This window comes from Nitrospiria bacterium (assembly GCA_036397255.1).
Classification (GTDB): domain Bacteria; phylum Nitrospirota; class Nitrospiria; order DASWJH01; family DASWJH01; genus DASWJH01.
The window spans coordinates 15,338-40,036 of the sequence record DASWJH010000054.1; the positions used below are offsets into that span (position 1 = coordinate 15,338).

Consider the following 24,699-nt stretch of genomic DNA (forward strand, 5'->3'; position numbering starts at 1 on the left):
GATACTTCAGCTAATAAAGGGTGTCAAGAGATGTTGATAATATTTTTTTAAAATGGCTTTTGGGGGGTGATGGGCGGGGGAGAGGTTCCTTTCAGAAAATAGAGGACCCCTCCTATCAAACTGGTTAGGACAATTACCAGAAACCAAGCCAAGGAAAGGCCAAGGGCATGGGCTTGGCTGACCCCGATGGTGCCAAACAAGGTAACGCTAACCCCTTCACGCAAACCAAACCCGCCCGGCGTAATGGGAATCATTGATATGATATTGATAATAGGAAGAAAAAGGAAAAAATAGAATAAGGGAATTGATAGATGCAGTGAAAGGGACAGGATATAATAGATAACAATTGTAATTGCTTGAACCATAAGAGAAATAAAAACGGTTTGAATTAGAACCATGGGAGCGGATTTGTAAAGGGAGATGGCATCATAGATTTTTAGGACCATTTGGCCAAGCTTCTCGGCATTAATTTTTTGAAGTAAACGTTCAGAAAGTATGAATATGGTTTGATTAAAAAGTATAAATAGAGAGACTATGTAGATTAGAGTCGTCCCGATAATAACCCATGCAACCATGGGGTCCGGGAGAGACCTAAAAATAATGGCAAGCGCAACCAACCCAATTAACACCTGGGCGGTAAACCCTGTGAATCGTTCAACAATAACTGAGATGGCCACCTCCTTCCCCTTTTTTGTATAACGGTACATATAATACCCCCTTACCACGTCTCCCCCAATGGCCGTTGGAATTAAGTTTGTCCAAAACAGCCCAATCAGGTAAGCCTTCAAGAGGCTAATTAAAGGGATAAATAGTTGAAAGACCTTTAACAGGAGTTGCCACCGAAAAGAAAAAATGATTTGGACGAGGATATAGGAAATTAGAGTAATCAAGAAAAGGGAAAGATTGGCTTTCTTTATGATTTCAATGAATTCAGAGATATCGATTTTAAAGAAAAGAAACCCCAAAATAGCAAACCCAGCACCGATCCGAAGTCCATTTAAAATCCATTTTTTTGGGCTCATTATTTTCTCCAAAAATACATTCGGTAAAAATCTAAAAAATACCCTAAACAATCATTGCTGACTTATTGGGGTTTAATTTTTTAAAAATAAAAGGAAAATTTCCATTGAATGTTTTTTAAAAGGAACCCAATTGTAATGGTGCAATGAATCAAGAGTCAATTTTTTATTTAAAATAAAAGGGTTAACCGGTGAGAAAATGAATAGCTTCTGTATGAAATTAAAATCTTCTTGAGGGAATTAATTTTCTCTATTTGTGAAAGAGAATAAATAGCCAAAATTCTTCTATCTATCTAAAAAAAAAGTAATTTTGGGAATGATTTTTCTTGACATTGATATTTGAAATGGGTATTTTATGAACCATTAATTTAAAAAAGGTGTGATGGGCTAGGTTTTCTAGCAATTAGACGTTTTAATAAGCTGACTAATCACTTTTGTAAACCGATCGGTCAAAATAATTGCCCGAGGTTTTCGTCATTTAAAAGGGGAGAGAGATCATGAGAGAGGGGAAAAAAAGTCAAAAAGGAAAATTTGGCTTAATTCTTTGTTTGTTAGTTGTTGGAACTGCCATGATCTTTGCTCCGATGGATTCTGAAGCGGCGACCTTTAACGTGGCCGCAGGAAGCGCCGGGGGCCCTTTATCTTTTACCCCAAGCCCCGTTAATATTGCACCGGGGGATACAGTCCTATGGACTGTAGGAGGATCAGCGCCCCATACGATACAAAGCGGAAGCTCTTCCGGTGGAACATGCACTATTATTCCGGCCTTCAATTCAGGAAGTCTAAACGCTGGACAAACCTTTCAAAGAACCTTCCCCAGCGCCGGGGTTTGTAATTACCGTTGCCAACTCCATTTCGGGTTTATGGATGGGGTGGTCAACGTAGGTGCGGGAACAACAACCACCACAACAGGGGCAACTACCACCACGACCAGCGCCACCACAACCACAACCACTCTTCCATCAGGAAATGGGGGGGATTCCTCCGATTCTGGTGATTTCAATAATAACGGTAATTTAGATCTTGTCGTGGCCGACAGCGTCAATAATAACATCATTATTCTGTTGGGAGATGGAGCGGGGAATTTAAGCCTTCAGACCAGCATAGGCCGGCCGGTAGGTAGCGCTCCGATTTCTGTCAAGACGGGTAGCTTTAACACGAATACCGATAATAATGATGATATCGTTGTAATCAACCAGGGTACTGACAATATTTCGATATTGTTGGGGAATGGAACCGGTGGGTTCAGTGAGCCGGGGGCGTCATCTCCCTTTACGGTGAACGGGATTACCGGATTAACCACTTTGGCCACTGGCCAATTTGACAATGACATCAGTAATTGTATGGACCTTGCGGTCAGTACCACAGGAACCTCTGTGGTGCTGTCCGGTAATTGTAATGGGACCTTCCAAGGAACCACCGGCCCGACAACCACCACAACCACAACAGGCGGGCCTACAACTACCACGGGAGCAACTACCACAACCAGCACCACCACGACCACCACAACCACCTCAACCTCAACCACAACTTCTACCACGACCACGACGACCACAACCTCAACCACAACTTCTACCACGACCACGACGACCACCACTTCAACCACAACTTCTACCACGACCACGACGACCACCACTTCAACCACAACTTCTACCACGACCACGACGACCACCACTTCAACCACAACTTCTACCACAACCACGACAACCACCACCACCACCACAACAACGGTTCCATAAAGGGATTTTTGAAAATAACCAAAGTCTTCTCAATTAATCATTGAGAGTTCGAAAATGGAGCCCAGCTCTTCAAAGTGAGCTGGGCTCTTTATTTTTCTAGGGATTTTTGCCATAATAGAGAACTTTTTTTAGGAAATTTTTAGATGGGCAATTTGTTTTGGAAAGTTTTAAATAGTTCCTTTTTTTCCTTTGGGGTAATATTTTTATTCTGCGGTATTGTCCATGGGGGGTATATCACCATTAACACCACAACCGACCTTAAATATGAAGGGAGTAACCTTGAGGTTTCCATCGAAGTAAGCAATACAGGAGATGAATCAGCCTATAACGTCCAATTTACCTGTGAAATATTGGGTAAAGTTTTGACCTCGGATATCAAACCGGAACTTAAGGTCCAGGAAGCATTTAAACAGGTTCTGATCTCCCCCCTCAAATTGGAAACCCCTGGGCGGTACCCTGCGGTTGTCACTGTTAGTTATACCGATGGGAACCAATATCCTTTTTCTGCTTTAAGTATTCCAGCGTTTGTCTACCAAGAAGCCACCTCCTCAAAGGTTTTGGGAATTCTTAAAGGCCAGGAAATCTCCTCTAAGGGGTATACCGAATTAATTGTAAAAAACCTGGATGATATACCCAAAACCGTCCGGATGCTTTTTGTTCTTCCAAAGGAGTTGTCTTCAAGCGATCTTCAACGTGAAATTAATTTAGATCCCAAAGCCGAGGAAACCATTCCTTTAGAGGTAAAGAATTTTTCCGCTTTACCCGGCAGTCAATATACGGTTTATGCGGTCTTGGAATATGATTTAGGGGAAAAACATTTTAATTTAAACGCGGTGGGGAACATAAAGATTGTTAAAAAAGATTTGCTGAAAGAGAACAAAAATATTTTAATCGGAATTGCCATTTTTCTGGCTTTGGTTTTTGTGGCCCTCAACATAAAATTTCTAAAGGGTCGTCGAAAACCCTGAGGCACCTTTTTTCCCCAAAAAGGATGTTTTGAGAGGGTAAATTTCCAAAATTAAGTTTTTTAGTTCTTATTTTTTTTGAAGGAATAATGGGTTTTCAACTTTTTTGACCCACCGGATGGACCGGGTTTATTTGTGGGTGGAAATACTTTCTGGGCTTTCATATGACCGGGTCCGGTTGGGACAGGACATTCTCTTTTGGGTTTTTGAAAAAAGAACCGCTGATTGATCTCTCCTTCCTTCTGATTATTTTTGCCTTTCTATTTACTTACTTCGATCCAAAATTGCTTTTCCTGAAAACCATTGTAACCGGTGGTGACACCGCTTCCCATTATTATACGGCACAGTATTTACGGGAAGAACTCCTGCCCAAAGGTAAAATAATTGGATGGTTGCCTGGGAATTATGCTGGGTTCCCCCTTTTTCAGTTTTATTTCCCCCTTCCTTTTGTTATCGCGGTTATACTGTCTCTTTTTGTATCCCTTGAGATTGCATTTAAAATAACCACTGTCCTGGGAATTTTTCTGCTCCCCATTTCCGCTTATTTTTCATTTAAGTTGATGAAATTTTCCTTTCCAATTCCCATTTTTGGGGCGTTGGTCACCCTGCCCTTCCTTTTTATGGAAGCCAATTCCATGTGGGGTGGAAATATTCTCAGTACGTTGGCCGGGGAGTTTTCCTATAGTCTGGGGTTTTCGCTCAGCATATTGTTTATCGGTTCAATGTATAACGGCATTAAATCTCAACAACATGTGCTGAGAAATGCCATTTTAATAGCTCTGACGGGGTTTAGTCATGGCTATACCCTCCTTTTTGCTGGGTTGGCTTCTCTGTTTTTTTTGATTACGACCGAGAAATTTTTTAAAAAGTTAGGATATTTAATTAAAGTCCATTCATTGGGTTTTTGTTTAATGGGTTTATGGATTTTACCGTTACTCTTTAACCTGCCTAATACCACCCGTTATAATTTTGTATGGGTCATCAATTCCCTCTTTGAGGTTTTACCCGTCATCCTCATTCCTTTTGTTGTAATATCCGTTTCCGGGAGGTTGTTGGATTGGGGTTTTTTATTTTGGAGGTTGAAAGGTACCTCCCAATCCCTGAACCTCATTTTTCAATCCTTCATCGATAAAATGGACCTCAGAATCTATTATTTTTGGTTTTGTGTTTTGGTGGGTGCGGTTTTCTATTTAATTGCCTATCGGGTAAATGTAGTGGACATTCGGTTTTTACCTTTTTTGCAAATATTTTTGGTTCTCCTTGCTGCCATTGAATTTGGAAAATTCATACAGAGGTTAAGAGCCCCTTGGATTTTTGCCCCGGTTCTTCTAATTGCCATTTTATTGTGGGTGGACCACCATTCTGTAAAGGTTAAAGATTGGGTCAATTGGAATTATTCCGGATTCGAAAAAAAACACTCTTGGCCGGTATTCAACGGGATTAACCAATTTATTGCGGGAGGTGTTTCTGATCCAAGAGTTGTCTATGAACATGCTTCGGCTCACAACAGCATGGGGACCCTTCGGGCTTTTGAATCGATCCCTCTTTTTTCTGGACGTTCTACATTAGAGGGAATTTATATGCAGTCTTCGATTACGTCTCCCTTTGTTTTTTATATTCAATCGGAAATCTCAAAAGAAAAATCCTGCCCATTACCCGATTATGGTTGTTCAACGCTAAACCTGGAAAAGGGAATCGAGCACCTGAAACTATTTAATGTCAAAGATTTTATTGTTCGAAGTGAAGAGGTTAAATCCCAAATTAAAAAATACCCTGAGTTTTCTTTAAATAAAAGAATTGGGCAATATGAAATTTATGAATTAACCTCCAATGAAAACCGGTATGTGGTTTCCCTTTCGATTGAACCGGTTTTATATGAAACGAAAAAATGGAAAATGGTTTCCTATCGATGGTTCAAACAGTATGATTTGGATCATCCTCATTTAGTCTTCACTGATCAGGTTAACAAAAAACATTATCAGCACTTTCAAAATATTCTATATGACGGAGAAATAAACGGGTTACCCAAAACTCCGGTACCGGGGCCTTGTGAGGTTGAAGAGAAAATTAAAAAAGAAGAAATTTTTTTTAAAACCACGTGTATTGGAAAGCCTCATCTGATCAAAATTTCGTACCATCCCAATTGGGAGGTAGAGGGGGCCTCTGAGGTATTTCTAATTTCCCCGTCTTTTATGTTAGTTTTCCCGGAACAAGAAAAGATTATTTTGCGATTTTCAAACGGGTGGGTGGAGCGAACGGGGATTTTTCTTACTGGGATTGGCCTAATTTTTTCAATGCTCAGTATTCCCTTGTTAAAGGAAAGCCGTTTCAATAAAAGATTTCAGAGTTGCCTGGGGGAAGGCCAAACCGGTTTTTTACATTTCCTGCAGAGTTTTGCTTTTATCCAGGCCTTTTCCAAGGTCATAGAACACCATAAATGGAAGGTTTTTTTCTCGATCTGTTTTGTTCTGATTTTGGGGGTGACCGGTTTTGTTTTGCAATCTAAGGTGGCGGATCCCAATATTTTATACACACGGGGTTTGAGTTCTTATAATAAAGAGAATTTTGGAGAAGCACGGTCTTTATTTGAACAGATCATCCAAGCGTATCCCGAAACATCAACCGCCCAAAGCGCGAGGTACTATTATGCAATCACCTTTTTTAAAGAAAACCAATATCCTCGGACGATTGTTGAATTTGAGAATTTAATCAAGAACTATCCTGAGAGCCATTGGGTTCCCGAGGCGTTGTATCATATCGGGCTTTGTCATTCACGCCTGAACCGTTGGGAAGAGGCGGAAGATGTTTATCAAAGAATTATTCGCGATTTTCCCGCTAGTCCCTGGGTGACACATGCACAGCAGCGGTTGGCTGAAAAGGGAACCCGCTAATCCCATGGCTTGGAAAGAAAAAACATAAAAGGGAAAACCTCATGTTGTGGGGAAGCATAAAGGGTTGAATGGTTTTCCCCCTTTCAGCCTTACTCCATACATTATGGGTTGTTTCTGCCCTTGAAGAATGGTTATGATCAAGTCTGATCTTGGATTTTAAAATTCTTAAAAAAGGTGCGATTGGGAGATGGACCCTTATACCGTTTTTATCCCTGTATATAATGAGGAAGAAATTCTTGAAAAAAATACTCAAAAATTAATGAATTTCCTTGAGAAATTAGATACCCCTTATGAGATTATCCTTGGAAGTAATGGTTCCTCGGATCGGACTCCGGAAATCGGGTTAATGTTACAGGAAAAATTTCCCCAGGTTAAATTTTTCCACATTGAGGATAAAGGCCCTGGTTCTGCACTTAAAAAAGGAATTACCCTTTCTTCTTACCACAATATCATTTCCGTTGATATGGACCTTTCGGTGGATTTGAATTTTATAAAAATGGCCAATAAACTTTTGTCAGATTTTGATTTGGTTGTGGGGTCTAAAAGAATGGGGGCCCAGAAAAGGTCTCTTCTTAGAAAGGTGGCCAGTGCATCATTTATATTTTGTGCCATGATTTTGTTGGGGTTGAGTTTCGATGATTATTCACTTGCTGCCAAGGCCTATAAAAAGAAAATACTCGAAGGGTGTATAGATCGAATTGAGGGAGGAACCTTTTATGTCATTGAGGTTTTAAATTTTGCGGTTCGCCATAATTTTTCAACTGTTCAGATTCCCGCTCCCTGTGATGATCAACGCAGGAGTAAGTTTAACCTTTTGAATGAGGGGTTTTATCGTTTTGGAAAATTATTCAGATTATGGCTTAATCCCCCAGGTTAAGAATTGGAAAAAGGATGATAAAAGATGACCCAATTGATTTAGTTAACGACAACCCAAAACTTGTGGTTGAATGTCGTGTAATTACCCATTATTTGGTTTTTGATGTTCCTTCTTCGGAAATTATTCAAAGATATATCCATGGTCATTCCTTTCTTTTGGAGGGATCACACTCGGAAAAAGATTTGGCCTTAACGGATTTTGTTTGTCGGTTTTCTTGGTCGATTTCCTATCTGGATGCATGGTGTGGTTTATTTCAGCCCAATTCTCTTCTTCGGAAAAAAATACTGTTAATGATTTCCATTCTTGAGGCTTCGCCCTGTTACACCTCCTTTTTTATTGGGGAAGCGGTTTCTCTACCAGGGTTTTTTTATGGAATGGCCCGTTACAGTTTACAGGCAGCGATCAAGGTTGTTTTGGGGGTCTTTCTTTATCCTATTGCAGTAAGAGGAAGATGATTTACGATGTGTTGATTGTTGGCTCTGGAGCCAGTGCGGTCAATGCCGCTTATCCGTTGGTGGAGGGGGGGTTGTCTGTGGGAATGCTGGATGTAGGAAACCAGGACCAGGTTTACAAGGGGTTGGTTCCTACCGCTCCATTTTTAGATGTTCGGAAAACAGACAACCAACAGCACCGGTATTTCCTAGGAGATCGGTTTGAGGGAGTTCCTTTGAATCAATTGCGGGTGGGTCCACAATTGACCCCCCCTCGGCAATATATTACCCGGGGAACAAACCAATGGACACCCGTTGAATCCACAACTTTTTCTCCTATGTCGAGTTTGGCTTTGGGAGGGATGGCAAGTGGGTGGTCTGCCGGGGCGTTTCCATATACCCAAGAAGATCTTAACCAATTTCCAATTTCTTATCAGGACCTTTTCCCTTTTTACCAAAGGGTAGCCGAGCGAATCGGCATCAGCGGAGAGGAGGATGATTTATCCCCTATGATTGGGGAACTAAACGGGATGTTGCCTCCGTTGGATTTGGATGAAAACGGGAAGGGAATATTTAAAAAATATCTGAAGGGGAAGAAAGTCTCTAACGGTATGGGGTTTTATATGGGTAAAACCAGATTAGCGGCCCTGAGTCAGGCCTATCGAAACCGAGGGCCTGAGCAATATCTGGATATGGCGTTTTGGGGAGATTCGGACCAAAGTGTTTGGCGGCCTGCCTATACGCTCCAAGAGATTCAAACCCAGTCGAATTTTAAATATCTTCGGCCCTTTCTTGTCCATTCTTTTAAGGAAGGCAAGGATGGCGTTACCGAGGTAACCAGCAAAAATATTGAAACAAACGAAATTCAATCTCATCATACCCATAAACTGGTTTTGGGGGCGGGGGTTTTAGGAACCACCCGCATTGTCCTACGTTCATTGAATCAATTCGGGGTCAGGGTTCCCTTTGTGTGTAATCCTTATACCTATTATCCGATGATTAATTTCAACATGTTTGGAAAAGAACCCAGTAAGAGGACTCATAGCCTTGCACAGCTAACGGTTTTGTATCGGCCACCTTCTGGGGGTGAACCTCTGATCTATGGACGGGTTCACTCTTATCGATCCCTCTTGAATTTTAAGGTGATCAAGGAAATGCCGCTTCCTTATCGGGAAGCCATGCGGGTCATGAAAATTCTTGTTCCCAATTTGGCTATTTTAGCCTTGGATCATGAAGATCATCCCAATTCGGAGAAGTTTTGTATGCTTCATCCGGGTTCCGCAGAGTCCCCTGACCGAATGCAAATTGTCTATTCCTTATCGGATGAAGTTAGAAAAAAGCAACTCAAATTCGAGAAGGTCATTCTGAGTCATTTTAGGAGATTGGGCTGCATGGCCTTGAAGAGAGTTTGGCCTGGTTACGGAACTTCCCTTCATTATGGGGGAACCCTTCCCATGACCCATGAGGAAAAAGAGCTGAGTACAACGGCGGATGGGTTACTCAGGGGAACCCAATCAGTATATATTGTTGACAGTTCTGGATTCCCTTACCTTCCCGCCAAAGCCATGACCTTTACGATGATGGCCAATGCAGATCGTATTGGGGAGCTTATCAAAAAGGAGTTTAATAGATAAAATGGGATCCCCCAAAACCATTTTGATTACTGGGGCAGCTGGTTTTCTCGGACGCGCTCTTTGTCAGTTTTTTTTGGCCAGGGGATTTTCCGTCCGGGCCCTGGTCCGTTCACCTGAAAATCACCCCATTTCTCAACCTGGAATTCAGGTGTTTAAAGGGAGTTTGCCGGATGAAATCGATCCCAAGGCCTTTGAGGGCACTCAGACTGTGGTTCATTGTGCCTATACCACTAAGCTTACCGATCGGAAGCTAGCCTATCGGGTAAACCACGTGGGTACCATGAAGGTTTATGAATTGAGCAAAAAAGCAGGAGTGGATCAATTTGTCTTTATTTCAAGTACTGGCGCCCATGAAAAGGCCGAATCTTACTATGGAAAAAGCAAATTTGCATTGGAACAGCAGATGGATTTTTCCAGAGATTTGGTCATCCGTCCAGGCCTTATTTTAGGGCCAGGGGAGTTGGGGTCCTTTAATCGTATGAAGAATACCATCCGTCAATCGGGGGTGGTGCCTATTTTTGGAGGGGGACATCAGATTCTTCAAGTCATTGAGATCAATGATCTGTGTAAGGCGATTGAGAACGCTCTTGAAAAAAGACTGACTGGGTTATTGGTTGTGGCAGATCCAGATGGTATTGAAATGAAAGAGTTTTTTAAAAAATTGGCCCAGCGGTTAAAAACCCGATGCTCCCTTATTCCTTTTCCGATGGGTGCTACCCTATTTTTGCTTCAAATATTTGAGAAACTGGGAATTCGCCTTCCTTTATCTTCGGAAAACCTGCTGGGTTTAAAGACAATGAAACATATGCCATCTCAACACGATCTGGCTAAAATCGGAATTGAGGTGAAAAACGTTGAACAGGCAATCGATGCATCCATTTAATTTTAACCCAAATGAATTTCTCTCATTGAAAAATGAATAAAAAGGTTTTCTTTTAAAAACAAAAATGAGGAAAAAGGTAAAAATTTCCAAAAACGCTTTAACGATTCTTCGGGAACGGTACCTGAAAAGAAACCGGGAAGGACATTTAAAGGAAACGGTTGATCAAATGTTCCGGAGGGTGGCCTGGAATGTGGCTTCGGCGGAAGGGTTCTATGGATCTCCCTCTACGAAAAGGAAAACAGCAGGCACCTTTTATCAGTTGATGTCAAATTTGGAGTTTTTACCCAATTCCCCTACTTTAATGAATGCCGGGCGTGAGCTTCAACAGTTATCTGCGTGTTTTGTTTTACCCATCGAGGATTCATTGGAATCTATTTTTCAAACGGTGAAGCATACCGCTTTAATTCACCAAAGTGGGGGAGGTACTGGGTTTTCTTTTAGCCGAATTCGCCCACGAAATGATCGCGTTTTGAGTACCAATGGAATTGCCAGTGGGCCCCTTTCCTTTATGAAAGTTTATAATTTGACAACTGAGGTTATTAAACAAGGTGGAACGCGACGTGGGGCCAATATGGGTGTATTACGAGTCGATCATCCTGACATTTTGGATTTTATTTGTGTGAAAGAAGATCCCCGAGAGTTGACGAACTTTAATCTTTCCGTTGGGATGACGGACCTTTTTATGAAGGCGCTTAAAGCACGTAAACCCTTTTCTTTGATTAATCCAAGAACACGCCGGCAAATTCGAAAGGTTAGTTCCCTTGTCCTTTTTGATCTCATCGTTAAGCAAGCCTGGAAAACAGGTGACCCGGGCCTTTTATTCTTGGATCGGATAAATTCAGATCATCCGACACCCCAATTGGGGCCCATTGAAACGACCAATCCTTGCGGGGAACAACCGTTACTTCCCTATGAGGCTTGTACCCTGGGGTCCATTAATCTGGCCCGGATGGTTTCGACCATTTTCGGAACCGCGCAGATTGACTTTTCAAAACTAAAAAAAACGGTTCGAGGGGCGGTTCATTTTTTAGACAATGTGATTGATGTGAATCGGTATCCCCTTTCCCAAATAGAAAAAATATCTAAGGGAAACCGGAAAATCGGTGTGGGGGTAATGGGTTTCGCGGATCTTTTAATACAATTGGGAATCCCTTATGATAGTGAAAAAGCCCTGAAGGTGGCTTCCCAGATCATGTCTTATGTCAAAGAGAAAGCACAGGAAAAATCAATCCAACTAGCAAAAGAACGGGGGGTCTTTCCGAATTTTAAAGGAAGCCGGCTGGAGAAATTGGGGGTTCCAAAAATACGTAATGCCACCACCACCACGGTTGCTCCGACTGGTAGCCTAAGTCTGATTGCAGGGTGTTCCAGTGGAATCGAACCCCTCTATGGAGTTTCCTACACCCGGTTGGCCTTGGATGACACTTTTTTGTATGAGGTGAATCCCTTATTTGTGGCGATGGCAAAGCGCCATGGTTTTCATTCACAAACGCTGATGAAAAAAATTTCAAAAGAGGGAACCGTTCAGGGGGTACGAGAAGTCCCCCCTGAGATCCAATCCCTATTTGTTACCGCGCATGAAATTAAACCAGAATTTCATGTTCGGGTTCAGGCCGCCTTTCAGAAATTTACGGAAAACGCAGTCTCAAAAACCATCAATTTCCCCGAAAAAGCCACGCCTAAAGATGTGGCAGGGGCTTTCCTTTTGGCCTATGAGGAAGGCTGTAAAGGAATTACGGTTTATCGAAGTGGAAGCCGAGAACGCCAGGTTTTGAGTTGCCGTAACGTCCAGTATTGTTAATGCGGAAGGGTGTTCCTTTCTAATTTTTTGGTTTAACCTTTTTTTGAGGTCAAGCATGTCTTTTGTCATTACAGTTCACATTCCCGAAGCCATTGTCATGGCGTCGGATAGCCGGCAGTCGGTCAATATAGAAGAGCGGGCTCAACCCGAAAAAGATGTTTCCAGGATCGAAACCATTTTATCTGATTTTGTATTTAAGACCTTTCATTTGAGCTATCAACAAGTCGGAATCAGTGCGTTCGGAGAATCTCTTTTGGGAAAAGTAACCACGGAAAGCCATATTAAACGTTTTTCTGAAGAAGATTTAGATGAAACGGATGATGTGTTAAACGTTCCTCGAAAACTGTTGGATTATTTCCAAAAACGGTTTCCCAACGCAGATACCGCTTTCCATGTATCGGGTTTTAGAAAGGAAGGAAGGTCTAGTGTGCCTTATGTTTTCCATTGTCAGGTATCCCGAAATGAAATGATACGTGTCAATTTGAACCCTGATAAACAGGAGATTATTTTTGGAAGCTCATGGGGGGGGCAGGGAGATATTATGGCATCGCTTCTCCAACCCGTTCAAATCCTGTTACCGAATGGCCAAATGGAAAAGGTTCAACGACCTCCGATCCTTTGGGATGCCATGTCGATTCAGGATGCCATTGATTTTTCAATTCATGCTGTGCGAACCACAATAGAAACCATGCGGTTTCAAGCGCGTCCTAAAAATGTGGGTGGGGCAATTGATGTTCTCCTTCTAACCCCTGATGGTAGCAAATGGATCCAGAGAAAAAATCTGCACGGTGAACGCCAATCGTGATTTCAAAGAAAAAAACCCCACAAAAGCGGTATGCTTCAAATCAATGATGAATTCTCTTAAAACCGAGGTTTGTGTATTAGGCAGTGGAAGCCAGGGCAATGCGGTTTACATTCGAAATGGAAGAACCCGGCTTCTCATTGATGCTGGACTGACACCGGCCCAGATCCAACAAAGGCTTCAAGGATTGGGGGTCTCCCTGCAAGAAATTAACGCTGTGGTCATTAGCCACGAACATGGAGATCATATTCAAGCCGCAAAGAAACTATGTAAAACCTTTGGTATTCCGATTTGGCTCACTGAAAAAACAAGGAGGGTTTGTAAATCCTTTGATTCCCTGGTTAATATTCAGGAGTTTCAGGCCGGGGAAGGCTTTTCAATTGATGAAATTCATTTGGATCCGATTCCTCTTTCCCATGATGCGGTTGACCCGGTATGTTTTGGGATAATGACCGAGAGGGTCAAAATTGGGGTGGCCACAGATTTTGGAAAAGTTGAAAAACCTATAATCCGAGGTCTTTCATTTTGTGACCTTCTTATTTTGGAATTTAACCATGATGTCCAGTTGGTTCACCATGGACCCTATCTTCCCCATTTAAAAGACAGGATTTTAAGCGAACGGGGCCATCTTTCTAATGAGGATTCATCCGACCTTTTGTTTGAGCTTTTAAACCCCAATCTTAAGGGGGTAATCCTTGCTCATTTGAGTCACACCAATAATTATCCGGAATTGGCTTATTTATCCGCCAAAAAAGTAACGTCCTTTCCTCCCTATGAAAATCTTCCGCTCTATTTGGCCCATCAGGAATTTGCTGGACCCAAATTGGTTTTTTGAGGGCTACAAAAGAAAAGGATGGGCTATCTTTTCCTTTTCGGCCAGAAGAGCCCTAAAGCCTTTAGATTATTGAGAATCTTGACAAAGGGGGGGTTGTATGTTAGTTTCAAAATACTGTTCTTAAAAGGCCTGGAGAAGGTTTTATGTCAAAGAAATTACTCTTGGTGGAGAGAAGCCTGGCTATTCAAAAATTGGTTGAATTGGCTCTTTCCAAAGAGGCGATTGAGGTGGTTACGGTCACCAACGGTTTATCTGCCCTTGATATTTTATCCAAGGTTCCCCCCGATCTTTTAATGGTTGATTCTCAATTAGAGGGGATGAATATCCAAACCTTTTTAGAGAAAATGAAGGCGGGAATAAAAGTGAATCAACCACCTGTTCTTCTTTTAACCCAACCTGAAGACCTAGTAGAACCGGAAGCTTTGCGGGCTTCGGGGGTTTGGGGTTGCATTGAAAAACCCTTGGAAGCAGCGCTTCTACGAAGTAGAGTGGTGGACATTTTGCAAAGTGTTCCAAGCACTTCTCCCATTGGGGATCCCGAGGAGACCATGGTGGCCCCGTTTTCCAACGACCCTCCTCATTTTCCCACCTCTGCATCCCAGGGGGAGGATGAGATGATGAAGATTGAAGATCTTTTGGGTTGGTCATCGGATGAAAAATCTCCTTTTTCGGAATTAGAAGAAGAAAAATCCTCCGATGATTTGAGTTTTCCATTGGAAGATGTAAAAGGAGAATCAGCCGAAAAAGGGGGAGGGGTTGTTCTGGATGAAGAGGTAGATGTTTCCCCCCCTACCGATCTTTACTCAGAAAAACAGGATGTTCCCCCTCCTGTATCAGAAATTGAATCCGAAATTCTCTCTCAGGAACTCCCTTCTCCTGAACCCGAACAAACGGTAGTGGAGGGCCACCATGTTGAACCAGACCCCTCAGTTTTCCCCGAAGGTTCGTCCGTATCAAAACCCATTTTGACCGAGGGGGTGAGTCCATCCGTCTCCTCACCGGGATCGGCAGGTATTCCCGAGTTAAGCCAGGAACAGATTGAAGCCATGGTATCAAAAATCTCTCGGGAAATAATCGAAAAGGTGGTTTGGGAAGTTGTTCCCTCTCTTGCAGAAATTGCCATTCAAAAAGAGATTGAACGTTTAAAAGCCGAGGATCCCTCCTAATTTTGGACCCTTCTTTTTTCTTTTCCTCTTAATCTTTCATTGTATGTTTTCCCTTGTTTCAAGAAGGCTGTTTCTTTACTTAAAGCGGGGGACATGTTAAGATAACCCCCTTTTATTTAAGAGATATAAGGGGTTATAATTCCCAAAATATTTCAAAAAAACCGGATCAATTCTAAAGTATAGGTGGGCTCTGTGCAACAAAAAGAAGAATTAGAAAAAGTGTATCAGCCCCAGGAGGTTGAGGAAAAATGGTCCAGACTGTGGCTAGAGAAAAATTATTTTCATGCCGTGGAAGGATCTGGCGGTAAAAAACAGTCTTACACCATGGTCATTCCTCCCCCCAACGTGACCGGTTCCCTTCACCTGGGTCATGCTCTCAATAATACCCTTCAAGATATCCTCGCCCGGTGGAAAAGAATGCAGGGATTTTGCACCCTCTGGCTTCCGGGAACGGACCATGCCGGGATTGCAACCCAGAATGTCGTTGAACGGATGATTCAATCGGAAGGAAAAACCCGGGAAACTCTGGGTCGGGAAAAATTTATCGAAAGGGTACGGCAATGGCGGGAAGAATCGGGCCGAACCATCATTCAACAACTCAAACGCCTGGGGGCTTCATGTGACTGGGAGAGAGAACGGTTTACCATGGATGAAGGTTTATCGGCTGCGGTGAGGGAGGTTTTTGTCCGTTTATATGAGGAAGGACTGATCTATAGAGGGGAGCGTCTTATTAACTGGTGCCCTCGATGCCGAACCGCTTTATCCGATATTGAAGTGGAACATGAAGAGACCAAGGGAAAAATGTATTTTATTAAATATCCCCTGGCCGAAGACTCAAAAATTTTTTTGTTGGTGGCCACCACACGACCGGAGACAATGCTGGGGGATACGGCCGTTGCCGTCCATCCCGATGATCCGCGGTACAACCGCTTCATCGGGAAAAATGTTTTATTGCCGTTGACCCGAAGGGAGATCCCCATCGTGGGTGATTCCATTTTGGTAGACCGAGAATTTGGGACTGGAGCAGTCAAGATTACTCCTGCCCATGATTTTAATGATTTTGAAGCCGGTGAGCGGCACGGCCTGCCACGGATTTCCATTTTGGACGAAGAGGGTAAGATTCAACCGTTCCTGGACCAAGAAAGGGTAGACGATGTTGTCTTAAACGATATTATGTTAATGGATGTTCCAGAGGCGCGAGGACGGATAGAATACTGGCTGAAAGAACGCGGGAATTTGGTAAAGATCGAAGACCATAGGCATAGCATTGGACGATGCTATCGTTGTAAATCGGTTGTAGAGCCGTTTTTATCGACACAATGGTTTGTCAAAATTCAACCTTTGGCGGATCCCGCCATTGAGGCCGTTCGTTCAGGGGAAATTCGTCTTCTCCCCAAAGGGTGGGAAAATAATTATTTTGGATGGATGGAAAACATTAAAGATTGGTGTATTTCACGTCAGATCTGGTGGGGACATCAGATCCCTGCCTGGTATTGCAAAAAGTGCAATAAGGGTAAGCTTGACGGGATAGAATATAATAAAGGCCTTCCACAAAAACCTTTGACAGGTCAGTCGGAAGAATCGGACATCCCTAAAGATCAGAAAGAAACCTGGCAATGGATTTCATCGGATGCGGAACCCATCGTCCATAGAGAAAAACCTGCTCGCTGTTCGACTTGTGGGGGAGGTGAATTTGTCCAAGACCCGGATGTACTGGATACCTGGTTTTCCTCAGCTCTGTGGCCCTTCTCCACCTTGGGATGGCCGGAGAAGACACCCGACCTGAAAACCTTTTATCCCACCTCCGCACTGGTGACCAGTTTTGATATTTTATTTTTTTGGGTTGCCCGAATGATCATGATGGGGCTGAAATTCATGGGGGAAATTCCATTCCGCGATGTTTATATCCATGCCCTGGTTCGGGATGCGGACGGACAAAAAATGAGTAAATCCAAAGGCAACGTGATTGATCCCTTGGGAGTAATGGAAAAATATGGTACGGACGCCCTCCGGTTTACCTTGGCGGCCATGGCATCCCCTGGAAGGGATATCAAGCTGTCAGAGCAACGGATTGAGGGATACCGAAATTTTGCCAATAAAATTTGGAATGCGGCTCGGTTTGTTCTTATGAACCTGCCTGCCGGACAGGCGGGCCTTCCGGAAAATTCCGTTGACCTTTCGTTGAAAAGCGACGCCCTGGCGGACCGTTGGGTTGAAATTCGGCTCCAATCCTGTATTGCTTCGGTAAACCGGCAGCTGGATACCTACCGGTTTGACGAGGCGGCCAACACCCTTTATCAGTTTATATGGCATGAATATTGCGATTGGTATCTCGAACTGATCAAACCCCGTTTGTCACCGGAATCCACCATGCCTGATGTTTCGGCAACACACGCTACGATGGTTCGTACCTTTGAAACCTTGCTGAGGATGCTCCATCCTTTTATGCCCTTTATCACCGAAGAACTCTGGCAGAAATTTCCGCACCGGGGTGAAAGCATCGTGATCGCGCCTTATCCGCAGGGCGGATCGATCTCGGTGGAGGATGAAGCCTACGAAGGGATCATGGAAGAGATCATCGAAATCATCAAGGCGATACGGGCCGTGAGGAGTGAACTGAGCATCCCCCCGACCCACCGGATCAAATCCGGATTTGAAGCAGCCAAGTACCTTGTGCAACACGGAGAGGCGGACATCCGGAGATTGGCGGGACTTTCCGAGTTCGAACTCGGTCCGGACATTGCCATCCCGAGTAAGTCCATTCCGATTTCCACATCTTCTGGGAAAGGATTTGTTGTGGTGGAAGATGTGTATCTTGAAAAAGAAAAAGCGAGGCTGGAGAAAAAACTGAAAACGATTCATGCGGAATTTGACAAGGAAGATAAGAAATTTATGGATAAGGAATTTCAACAGAAAGCTCCTGGAGAAGTTAAACTCAATAATGAGCTTCGACGCGCGGAATTAAATGAAGAACGTGTTAGTCTTTCAGAGCATTACGATCGAATTAAGAATATGCTTGGTGAGTAAACATCATGACCGAAGACTTTTCAATTTATAAACCGTTTGTCGAAGCGGCATTGAAGGAAGATATAGGACGGGGTGATATAACGACAAACCTCCTCTTTCCCTATCCGGTTCCGGGGGAAGGCGTGATTCGGGCCCGTTGCCGCGGGGTCATGGCCGGAGGTCCCGTTGCCGCCCTGGTGTTTCAGACCTTGAATCCTGGATGTTCTGTGAAGTGCGTCATCGCGGAAGGAAACCCTTTCGGGGAAGAGTCCGACCTTTTGTGGATCCGGGGGGACGCCCGGGGCATTCTTTCGGGAGAACGGGTTGCCTTAAATTTTTTGCAGCGGTTGTGTGGAATTGCCACAATGACCCGGGAGTATGTTAATGCAACTAAGGGACAAAAGGTTCAAATTGTTGATACGCGCAAAACCCTACCCGGTTGGCGGCTATTGGATAAATACGCGGTTCGGTGTGGGGGAGGTTCCAATCACCGGTTTGGTTTGGATGACGGTATTTTAATTAAAGATAATCACCTGGCGTTAATCACCGTGGAAGAAGCGGTTCGGAGGGGGAAAAAAAATTCTCCGCACTTTCTCAAAATTGAGGTGGAGGTGGAAAACCTGGAGCAGGCAAAGGAGGCTATTCATTCCGGGGCAGAGGTCCTACTGCTGGACAATATGTCCCCGGCCGATATGAAAGCCGTTGTGGATTGGGCTAAGGGGTGTGTCTTTTTAGAAGCTTCCGGGGGGGTGACCTTGGAGAATGTTCGTGAAATAGCCAGTACAGGGGTGGATTATATTTCTGTAGGAGCGTTAACTCATTCTCCTCCTTCCCTAGACCTTTCCCTGGAAGTGGCCAAAAGGAATTAAAAATCATTGTTTCAGATCGAAGGGTTTTTGAAACCATTATCTGTCAGGGAGGTTCAAAAAGATTTATTGACCCAATGTTTTGGCAGAACCCTCTATGCCTTTCCCACCTTGGATTCTACCAACCGGTTTGCCAAAGACCTTGTCCATCGGGGACTTCCAGAGGGAACCCTGGTCATAGCGGAGCATCAAACAGAGGGAAAAGGGCGTTTAGGCCGTTCTTGGGTTTCTCCGCCTTTTTTGGGTTTGACCTTTTCGGTTCTTCTATTTCCAAAAAAAAATCCCGATCAATACCCCTTGTTGTCATTGGCCTTCGCCAATGCGATTGTGAATGCCGTTCAACAAGTTCTCGGGATTGAGGCAAAGGTGAAATGGCCCAATGATATTTTGTTGAAAGGCCGAAAAGTTGCGGGTATTCTTTCTGAGATGATTATTTCCCCAAATCTTCAGAAAGGATTTATTCTTGGGGTGGGGGTCAATGTGAATGGGTTGGAAGAGCAATTTCCGGTTGAACTACAACATACCGTAACGTCTCTTCGCATGGTTAAGGGAACTCCTGTTCAGCGAGAGGCTTTTCTATCGGTTTTAATCAATCAATTGGAAAAATGGTATGATTGTTTTCAAGAGGGTCAGGCCAGTTTCATTTTAGAGCAATGGAAAAATTCCTCAGAGACCATGGGTAAAACGGTAAAGGTTTATCTTCCCCAGGGATGTTTTTATGGAATCGCCAAGGATCTTGAAGGGGATGGGGCTTTAATCCTAGAAAAAAGCAATGGGGAAAAACAAACGATCCATTCGGGAGACATCGTTCACATAAGAACGGAATTGGGTGATATGGAAAAATGATTTTGGTGGTTGACGTTGGAAATACCAATGTTGTTTTAGGTGTTTATGATGGGAAAAATCTTTTGGGTCATTGGCGTCTTGGCACCCATCCCCACCGAACTGTCGATGAACACGGTATTCTGACCCTTGAACTTCTCCATAGCCAATCGATCGATCCAAAAAAGATCAGGGGGGTGATTCTCTCCTGCGTAGTCACACCCCTGCTTCCCGTATTTGAAGAAGTCAGTAGCCTCTATTTTAAACAAAAGGCGATGGTGGTTTCGAGTGAGATGAAGATGCCTATCCGAAATGGATATAAGGCGCCCGAAGAAGTTGGGGCGGACCGTTTGGTGAATGCGGTTGCGGCCTTTGAGGAGTTCGGAGGGCCGGTGATTATTGTTGATTTTGGAACCGCTATTACCATTTGTGCGGTCAGTGAGCATGGGGAATATTTGGGAGGAATTATTGCCCCCGGTATTCAAGTTTCTTCCGATGCCCTTTTTCAGCGAGCCTCAAAGCTTCCAAAAGTGGAATTGTTAAAACCCCCCCAAGTGATTGGAAAAAACACGGTGAGCAGCATTCAGTCCGGTTTAATTTATGGGTTTGCTGGTTTAGTGGACGAACTTGTGAAACGCATGATCAACGAGTTAGGGGGAACTCCTAAAGTGATTGCTACGGGGGGGTTGGTTTCATTGATCTCTAAGGAATCTCTTATGATTCAAGAAATTAGGCCTTTTTTAACCCTGGAGGGTTTAAGAAAGTTGTATGAATTTAACCTATAAAAAAGAAGGGTTCCTCCCTCCCTTATTTTTTTAATTTTTTCAATGAATAAAATCGCCTTTTTCCCTTGACTTTAAATCAGAGAATTGCTAATTTATTAGCACTCTTGCCAAGTGAGTGCTAATTTTCCTCTTTGTTTAAGCATTGTAAAGGGGGTAATGCATGGGGGAAAAAGTTGATATAGATGAACGGGCTCAGCGGATTCTAAAGGCCGTTGTGCTTTCTTATATCCGTTCTGCATTTCCCGTTGGTTCCCGTTACATTACTAAAATTTTTGATTTTGGGTTTAGCGCGGCTACCGTCCGAAATATTATGGCGGATTTGGAGGATTTTGGTTATTTGACCCAACCCCATACCTCTGCCGGACGGGTTCCCACCGAAAAGGGTTATCGATTCTATGTAGATTTTCTCTTAGAAAGTGAACCCAATAAATGGAAAAGTGGGAATTTTGGTCAGGAAAGGGTTATTGTTCAAAAAAAAGATAATTTAAAGGATCTATTACAGGAGACCTCTTATCTTCTTTCTGAGCAGTCCCAATTAACCGGCGTTGTTTTAGCCCCTCGGCTTTCGGAAACGAATTTGACCCATATCAAGTTTATTAAGCTGGTTAATAATCAAATCTTGGCAGTGATTGTTGCTCAAGGGGGGTTGATTCAAAATAAGGTTTTTGATGTTGAAGAGGAGTACGATCAGAAAGGCCTGGATTTTATCAGCCAAAAGCTTAATGAAAGGCTGAAAGGATCAAATTTGCAAAAGGTCCGCGGGAAAATATTGGTTGAAATGCGTGCTGAAAAACAAATTTATGATGAGCTTTTGGAAAAAGTTTTGGATAAAGAAAAAGGGGTTTTTAGCCAATCTCAAGAAGGGGAAGTTTTTTTAGGGGGGACCAGCCATATTTTAGACCTTCCGGAATATTCGGATGTGGACCGGATGAAAGCTCTTTTTAAAACCTTTGAGGAAAAGTTTCAAATTGTTAAACTGTTGGATCGTTGCATGGAGGAAGAGGGGGTTCAGGTTTTTATCGGGTCTGAAAATGTCAACGTGGTTTTTCAAGACATTAGCCTGGTCGTTTCCTCTTTTAAAAGTGGAGACCATACCTTGGGCAGTTTGGGAGTAATAGGTCCCACCCGTATGGATTATTCCAGGGTGATTCCATTGGTGAAACATACCGCACATTTGTTGAGCCGTATCTTGAAAGCGGGTTAATTTATTTATTTTTTCCAACCGGTTGTCCATTAAAGATTAGGGTTCCCAGCAAGAATAATTTCCGGATTATTATGAAAGAGGATGAGAACATTCAAGAACAGGAAGGTGGCCCCATAGAGGGAGAGTCTTCAACAGGAAACGGGGGTGTTGAGGAAATTCAATCATCCGAAATGGAGAAATTAAAAGAGCGGGTGGCTCAACTTGAAGGAGAGAAAAAAGCCTTTGAAGGTAAATATTTGAGGGTTTATGCCGAGTTCGAAAATTATCGAAAACGGGTTTCCAGGGATCAAAATGAATACACCAAATTTGCAACTGAAAAACTTTTGAAAGAGTTATTGGGCGTCTTGGATAATCTGGAGCGGGCATTACAACATACCGATGGGTCCTCTGACCTGAAAAGTTGGGTGGAGGGAGTTGAGTTAACGTTTAAACAGTTTTCGGAAATTCTTTCCAAATCGGGGGTAACGCCCATTCAATGCGTGGGGTTGCCTTTTGATCCTAACCGACAACAGGCCATGGCCCAAGTAGAAACCGAAATCCATGAAGACAATACAGTGGTGGAAGAGTATCAAAAAGGGTATATGCTGCATGATCGTGTATTAAGGCCCGCTATGGTTACGGTTGCTAAAAGAAAAAATTCCGGTTCGGAGGAGCAAAAACCACAGGAATAGTTTTTCCGTTTTTACCGAAAAATTTGTCTCATTATCTTTTGGTTTTTGAACCCTTTAAATAAAAAAAATGGTAACCCCCAATAAAGCCCTAGGCGAAAAAAAGGGGTTTTGAAGAAGGAGGAGGAAATGGGAAAAGTTATTGGAATCGATTTGGGGACGACCAACTCCTGCGTGGCGGTCATGGAAGGTAGTGACCCCGTAGTGATCGCGAATTCAGAGGGAAGTCGAATTACCCCTTCAGTGGTTGCGATTACCGAAAAAGGAGAACGGTTGGTGGGTCAGATCGCAAAACGGCAGGCCATTACCAACCCGGAAAATACGATTTTCTCCATTAAACGTTTAATTGGAAGGAAATTTAGTAGTAGTCAGGTAGCGGATGCGGTTAAAAAGCTTCCTTATAAAATCGTAGAATCGTCCAATGGGGATGCTCATGTAGAAATCCGAGGGAAAACCTATAGCCCCGCAGAGGTTTCTGCCATGATCCTTCAGAAAATGAAGCAGACCGCAGAGGATTATTTAGGTCAAACGGTGACCGAAGCGGTCGTTACGGTTCCCGCTTATTTTGATGATAGTCAACGGCAGGCGACAAAAGATGCGGGAGCGATTGCAGGTCTGAATGTATTAAGAATTATCAACGAACCCACAGCCGCTTCCCTGGCCTACGGATTGGATAAGAAAAAAGATGAACGGATTGTCGTTTATGATTTGGGCGGGGGGACATTTGATGTCTCTATTCTCGAAATCGGGGAAGGGGTTTTTGAAGTTAAGTCCACCAATGGGGATACCTTTTTGGGAGGAGATGATTTTGATTTAAAGGTGATGGATTGGTTGGTCGATGAATTTAAACGAGACCAGGGGATCGATTTGAGAAATGATAAGATGGCTCTCCAACGTTTAAAGGAAGCCGCAGAGAAGGCAAAAATCGAACTTTCTTCATCACAGGAAACCGATATTAACCTTCCCTTTATCACAGCAGATGCTTCGGGTCCTAAACATTTAAACCTGAAATTGTCCCGGGCAAAGTTGGAGCAGTTGGTGGATGACTTGGTTCAACGGACCATTGAACCTTGTAAAAGAGCTTTGAGTGATGCGGGATTAAGTTCCAAGGAAATGGATGAGGTGGTGTTGGTGGGTGGCCAAACACGGATGCCGAGGGTTCAAAAAGTGGTTCGGGAGTTTTTTGGAAAAGAACCTCACAAAGGAGTGAACCCAGATGAAGTGGTTGCGGTGGGCGCAACCATTCAAGGTGGTGTTCTTAAGGGAGATGTGAAAGACGTGCTCCTTTTGGACGTTACCCCCCTCTCTCTTGGAATCGAAACATTAGGCGGTGTGGCGACAAAACTTATCGAGCGAAACACTACCATTCCAACCAAAAAAAGCCAAACCTTTTCTACCGCGGCGGATAACCAAACAGCAGTGAGTATCCATGTCCTCCAAGGGGAACGCGAAATGGCTTCCTATAATAAAACCCTGGGACGGTTTGAATTGGTGGGAATTCCTCCTGCCCCCCGTGGTGTTCCCCAAATCGAGGTTTCCTTTGATATCGATGCCAATGGAATTGTTCACGTTTCTGCCAAGGATATGGCTACGGGGAAAGAGCAATCCATTCGAATTACCGCATCCGGTGGACTCAGCAAAGAAGAAATTGATCGCATGGTAAAGGACGCCCAAAGTCATTCCGATGAGGATAAAAAAAAGAAAGAGTTGGCTGAGGTTAGAAATGAGGCGGATACCTTAATTTACAGCATTGAAAAGTCTCTTTCCGAAATGGGTGATAAAGTTTCCGAATCGGAGAGAAATACCATTCAGGAAGGTATTACCGAAACGCGAAAAGCCCTGGAGGGAGAGGATGTAGAGGTTATTCGCGGGAAGATCCAAGAGTTGAACAAGACCTCTCATAAATTTGCGGAGGAAATGTATAAACAAACATCCAAGGGACAAGCAGGACCGGAGGCCGGGGCTCAGGCTAGCGGGGAGGGAACTGGGGAAGGCGCAAAGTCCAATGATAATGTGGTCGATGCAGATTTTGAAGAAGTGGATAAGGATAAGAAATAATCCCTTTCGCCGGCAGCTGAATAGAGAAAGAGTTTTTTAAAAGCTGTCGGCTTTTTTTTATGCCCGTCTCTTTTTCCGGAGGCCATTGAGGAGCATTTGGTTTTTTTACGGGGCAAATAAAAACTTATAATTTGTCATCCGGACTGGTTCTTGATAAAATTACTAGAGAGTTTATCGGTTTTGGGGTTTTTACTAACCCTGAAACCCCACTTAATTTACGGCATTTTTCATATTCTGAGGAGAAGAG

19 protein-coding genes are annotated in these 24,699 nt (G+C 43.4%); 18 read left to right on the forward strand and 1 reads right to left on the reverse strand.

Features of this window, described 5'->3' with window-relative positions; genetic code table 11:
* Nucleotides 1-47: 47 nt before the first annotated feature.
* Nucleotides 48-1,022 (reverse strand): lysylphosphatidylglycerol synthase transmembrane domain-containing protein, encoded by a 975-nt coding sequence (locus VGB26_07320; GenBank protein ID HEX9757597.1) that lies wholly within the window; start codon nucleotides 1,020-1,022, stop codon nucleotides 48-50.
* Between the two features lie 494 nt (nucleotides 1,023-1,516).
* On the opposite strand from VGB26_07320, the gene VGB26_07325 reads away from it, so the two are divergent.
* The 18 genes from VGB26_07325 (at nucleotide 1,517) to dnaK (ending at nucleotide 24,452) form a co-directional block, all read left to right on the forward strand.
* Complete coding sequence (locus VGB26_07325) at nucleotides 1,517-2,758, forward strand: plastocyanin/azurin family copper-binding protein (GenBank protein HEX9757598.1); 1,242 nt, start codon at nucleotides 1,517-1,519, stop codon at nucleotides 2,756-2,758.
* 143 nt (nucleotides 2,759-2,901) lie between these two features.
* On the forward strand, nucleotides 2,902-3,726 hold the full coding sequence (locus VGB26_07330; protein HEX9757599.1) for a hypothetical protein: 825 nt from the start codon (nucleotides 2,902-2,904) through the stop codon (nucleotides 3,724-3,726).
* 203 nt (nucleotides 3,727-3,929) lie between these two features.
* Nucleotides 3,930-6,614, forward strand: a complete 2,685-nt coding sequence (locus tag VGB26_07335; protein ID HEX9757600.1) for a 6-pyruvoyl-tetrahydropterin synthase-related protein — start codon at nucleotides 3,930-3,932, stop codon at nucleotides 6,612-6,614.
* A 187-nt stretch (nucleotides 6,615-6,801) separates the two neighbouring features.
* Complete coding sequence (locus VGB26_07340) at nucleotides 6,802-7,491, forward strand: glycosyltransferase family 2 protein (GenBank protein HEX9757601.1); 690 nt, start codon at nucleotides 6,802-6,804, stop codon at nucleotides 7,489-7,491.
* 14 nt (nucleotides 7,492-7,505) lie between these two features.
* Entirely contained in the window at nucleotides 7,506-7,946 is a 441-nt protein-coding gene (locus VGB26_07345) for a hypothetical protein (protein HEX9757602.1), read from the forward strand.
* A complete protein-coding gene (locus VGB26_07350) occupies nucleotides 7,943-9,556 on the forward strand; it encodes a GMC oxidoreductase (GenBank protein ID HEX9757603.1) in 1,614 nt (537 codons plus the stop codon). Before VGB26_07345 ends, VGB26_07350 begins: the two co-directional genes overlap by 4 nt.
* Before the next feature lies 1 nt (nucleotide 9,557).
* Entirely contained in the window at nucleotides 9,558-10,439 is an 882-nt protein-coding gene (locus VGB26_07355) for an NAD-dependent epimerase/dehydratase family protein (protein ID HEX9757604.1), read from the forward strand.
* A 64-nt stretch (nucleotides 10,440-10,503) separates the two neighbouring features.
* Nucleotides 10,504-12,240 (forward strand): adenosylcobalamin-dependent ribonucleoside-diphosphate reductase, encoded by a 1,737-nt coding sequence (locus tag VGB26_07360; protein ID HEX9757605.1) that lies wholly within the window; start codon nucleotides 10,504-10,506, stop codon nucleotides 12,238-12,240.
* Nucleotides 12,241-12,295: 55 nt separating this feature from the next.
* Nucleotides 12,296-13,045, forward strand: coding sequence for a hypothetical protein (locus VGB26_07365; GenBank protein ID HEX9757606.1), 750 nt, complete (start codon nucleotides 12,296-12,298; stop codon nucleotides 13,043-13,045).
* 43 nt (nucleotides 13,046-13,088) lie between these two features.
* Complete coding sequence (locus VGB26_07370; GenBank protein HEX9757607.1) at nucleotides 13,089-13,877, forward strand: MBL fold metallo-hydrolase; 789 nt, start codon at nucleotides 13,089-13,091, stop codon at nucleotides 13,875-13,877.
* A 143-nt stretch (nucleotides 13,878-14,020) separates the two neighbouring features.
* On the forward strand, nucleotides 14,021-15,043 hold the full coding sequence (locus tag VGB26_07375) for a response regulator (protein ID HEX9757608.1): 1,023 nt from the start codon (nucleotides 14,021-14,023) through the stop codon (nucleotides 15,041-15,043).
* A gap of 192 nt (nucleotides 15,044-15,235) precedes the next feature.
* Nucleotides 15,236-18,070, forward strand: coding sequence for a valine--tRNA ligase (locus tag VGB26_07380; protein HEX9757609.1), 2,835 nt, complete (start codon nucleotides 15,236-15,238; stop codon nucleotides 18,068-18,070).
* A gap of 5 nt (nucleotides 18,071-18,075) precedes the next feature.
* A complete protein-coding gene (nadC, locus tag VGB26_07385) occupies nucleotides 18,076-18,918 on the forward strand; it encodes a carboxylating nicotinate-nucleotide diphosphorylase (GenBank protein ID HEX9757610.1) in 843 nt (280 codons plus the stop codon).
* 27 nt (nucleotides 18,919-18,945) lie between these two features.
* Entirely contained in the window at nucleotides 18,946-19,761 is an 816-nt protein-coding gene (locus tag VGB26_07390) for a biotin--[acetyl-CoA-carboxylase] ligase (GenBank protein HEX9757611.1), read from the forward strand.
* Nucleotides 19,758-20,522, forward strand: a complete 765-nt coding sequence (locus tag VGB26_07395) for a type III pantothenate kinase (GenBank protein ID HEX9757612.1) — start codon at nucleotides 19,758-19,760, stop codon at nucleotides 20,520-20,522. Before VGB26_07390 ends, VGB26_07395 begins: the two co-directional genes overlap by 4 nt.
* Nucleotides 20,523-20,682: 160 nt before the next feature.
* Nucleotides 20,683-21,726: a heat-inducible transcriptional repressor HrcA gene (gene hrcA, locus VGB26_07400; GenBank protein ID HEX9757613.1), complete on the forward strand. Its 1,044-nt coding sequence runs from the start codon at nucleotides 20,683-20,685 to the stop codon at nucleotides 21,724-21,726.
* A gap of 71 nt (nucleotides 21,727-21,797) precedes the next feature.
* Entirely contained in the window at nucleotides 21,798-22,397 is a 600-nt protein-coding gene (gene grpE / locus VGB26_07405; GenBank protein ID HEX9757614.1) for a nucleotide exchange factor GrpE, read from the forward strand.
* A gap of 126 nt (nucleotides 22,398-22,523) precedes the next feature.
* Nucleotides 22,524-24,452 (forward strand): molecular chaperone DnaK, encoded by a 1,929-nt coding sequence (gene dnaK, locus VGB26_07410; GenBank protein HEX9757615.1) that lies wholly within the window; start codon nucleotides 22,524-22,526, stop codon nucleotides 24,450-24,452.
* Nucleotides 24,453-24,699 lie beyond the last annotated feature (247 nt).